The 2805-nt window shown below is 68.3% G+C and carries 2 protein-coding genes and 1 pseudogene; 2 read left to right on the top strand and 1 reads right to left on the bottom strand.

What is annotated here, in order from left to right; all coding sequences use genetic code 11:
* Positions 1–67: 67 nt before the first annotated feature.
* A complete protein-coding gene (locus CC117_RS04035; protein ID WP_256385348.1) occupies positions 68–712 on the top strand; it encodes an ISAs1 family transposase in 645 nt (214 codons plus the stop codon).
* A 128-nt stretch (positions 713–840) separates the two neighbouring features.
* Positions 841–1930, top strand: a pseudogene (locus tag CC117_RS40870) (IS110 family RNA-guided transposase).
* 68 nt (positions 1931–1998) lie between these two features.
* On the opposite strand, the gene CC117_RS37245 reads toward CC117_RS40870, so the two are convergent.
* Positions 1999–2805 (bottom strand): tetratricopeptide repeat protein (locus CC117_RS37245; protein WP_157905344.1); only part of this gene is annotated, 807 nt, incomplete at its 5' end.

Below are 2805 nucleotides of genomic sequence, written 5' to 3'. Positions count from 1 at the left end.
CTGACAGCCGCGTTCACCGAGCTCACCCTCACGATCTGATCACCCGCTCGGCGGGGTCAACCATGCCCTGCCATCCCACAACGCAACAGACCCGCTGCTGGCCCCTCTGGACCTCGCCGGGGCGTTCGTGTCGTTCGACGCCCTGCACACCGTGCGGTCCAACCTCGACTGGCTCGTCGTCCGCAAGAACGCCCACTACCTGGCGGTCGCGAAACACAACCAGCCGAAGCTGAGGGCGTTCCTCGCGGCGTTGCCCTGGTCGGAGATCCCGACCGCGGACATCACCCGCGACCGCGGCCACGGGAGAGAAGAGACCCGCACCCTGAAGGTCGCCACCGTCGATCATCTCGACTTCCCGCACGCGGCTCAGGCGATCAGGATCGGGCGTTGGCGCCGACAGAAAGGCCGGACGGCCAGCCGCGAGACCGTCTACGCGATCACCGACGCGACCGCGGAACAGGCCAGCCCCGCGCTACTGGCCGATCTCGCCCGCGGCCAGTGGCACATCGAGATCAAACAGCACTACGTCCGCGACGTGACCTTCGGAGAGGACTCCAGCACCAGCCGGACCGGCCGCGGCCCCGCCGTCCTCGCCCTGTTCCGGGCCACCGTCGCCGACACCCTGCGCGCCGCCGGCCACCGCAGCATCCCCGCCGGCCGCCTCGCCCACAAGACCGCCACCGCCGCACTCGACCTTCACGGCTTCCCCTGACAACCCGGACGAACCACCAGACCCGAAGATCACGGACAGATCAACTCAGAACGCGAGCGTGCCGGAGCCTTGCCCTGCCGGCCCGGCGACGGCTACCCGTTCCGAGCCGAGCAGGAGACAGATAGCCCATGGTCAGGATGCATCAGCCTGGGAACCCAGACCAGCCCACCGCCGGTGGTGAGGTCGTTCTCGGTGTCGACACCCACAAGGACGTCCACGTCGCCGCAGTCCTCACCCCGTTTGGGGCGCTGCTGGGCAGCGCGACCTTTCCGACGACGGCTGACGGCTATGCACAGCTGCTGGCCTGGGCGAGAGAGCATGGGACCGTCTGCCGGGCGGGAGTCGAGGGCACCGGCTCCTACGGCGCGGCCCTGACCCGACATCTACTTGCGGCCGATGTCACCGTGACCGAGGTCAACCGGCCCGACCGCGCCGCTCGCCGGCGCCCAGGCAAGACCGACGCACTGGACGGGCGAGGCGGCCGCCCGTGCCGTCCTGTCCGGCCAGGCCACCGCGACCGCGAAGACCGGCGACGGACCGGTGGAGATGGCCCGGATGTTCCGGCTGGCCAAGACCTCCGCGGTCACAGCACGCACCCAGGCGATCAACCAGCTCAAAGCAGTCCTGGTCCGCACCGAACCTGGCCTGCGGGAATCCCTCGCCGGGCTGGGCCGCACCACGCTCGTCCGTCGATGCGCCGCGCTCGACGTGGTCGAGCCGACTGACACAGCTACCGCCGCACGTTACGCATTGCGCCAGCTGGCGATCCGGATCGTGGCGCTCACCGCCGAGATCGAGGACCTCAACCGCCGGTTGGCCGCCGTGCTCAACCGCCACGCACCCGCCCTGCTCGCCAGGGTCGGCGTCGGACCGGACACCGCCGCGGCGCTGCTCATCGTCGCCGGCGACAACCCGCGACGGCTGACCAGCGACCGATCCTTCACGGCACTGTGCGGGGTGAGCCCGATCGAGGCCTCGTCCGGGAAGACCVSCSRMMMCSSCYYMAMYSSSGSSGSSRMCSSCMRGSCMAMYSCRGCSCTGCACCGCATCGTCATCACCCGRCTGCGCTGCGACCCCCGCACCCGCGCCTACCAGCAACGACGCCTCGCCGAAGGCAAAACCCCACGCGAAATCGTCCGCTGCCTCAAGCGCTACATCGCCCGCGAGATCTACAACGCCATCCCGCGCATCAGCCCACCGGCCACTGCGGCTACTTGACAACACAGGGCCGTCAGTGCCCCGGCACCTCTCGCCGGGGAAAAGCCTCCCTCTGGGACGTGGAGCCCTTACATCAAGGGGCCTCGGATGACGAGGCTCTCGGCCACGACCCTGGATTCGAGATGCCTCCCGATCATTATGACCTCGGCAGGGGTGCCGAAGCCGGCGATCTCCACGGTTTCTACGGTCATCGCCCCGGCGACGTTGTAGCGGATACACAGCGTCGCGGTTTTGGTGAAATAGTTCCTGAATGCGCGGGTGTAGACCGGGGGTCCAGTTATCTGGTAGTACCAGATGAACTGGATCGAACGCCGGCGGAATCCCGACCTTACCTCCACTCCGCGCTCGTAGAACTCCGCACTGTTGGTCCGGACCTGAACAAACGCCCACACGAGAAACCAGATGGTCCCGGCGAGCGATGTCATCACAAAGACAGGGAAAAGGACCAGAGCGGATCCAGATATGCCCCCGGTTGCGAGGGCGAGCAGCATGGTGCCCACCGCGCAGACGAGGAAGACCATGCCGAGCGAGGGGATCAGGTGCCGCGTCTTGAGGCGGACAGACCGGTAAAGCGCGCCACGATCCGCGGTGCGGTGGGCCTCGACTCCCTCCCGCACCGATGGAGGGCCCGGCTCGATAACCACACCGTTACGGATGTGCCCGTCGACGCCTCGCCCCGGCAGAATGCCCGACCTCCCGGCGCCCAGGGCGTTCACGCAGGCACGCAGTCGGTTCGGGGTATCCCGGAACGGGGTTACGGCCAGCACCTGCTGGTAGGCCTGGAAGGCACCTTCGTAGTCCGCCTCGGCCTCCAGGATGCGTCCGAGGTGATAGGCGGCCTTGTAGTGGCCTGGTTCACTGTCGAGGACCCGGCG

The sequence above is a fragment of the Parafrankia colletiae genome, assembly GCF_001854655.1.
GTDB lineage: Bacteria > Actinomycetota > Actinomycetes > Frankiales > Frankiaceae > Parafrankia > Parafrankia colletiae.
This window is presented reverse-complemented; position numbering and strand designations above follow the sequence as displayed.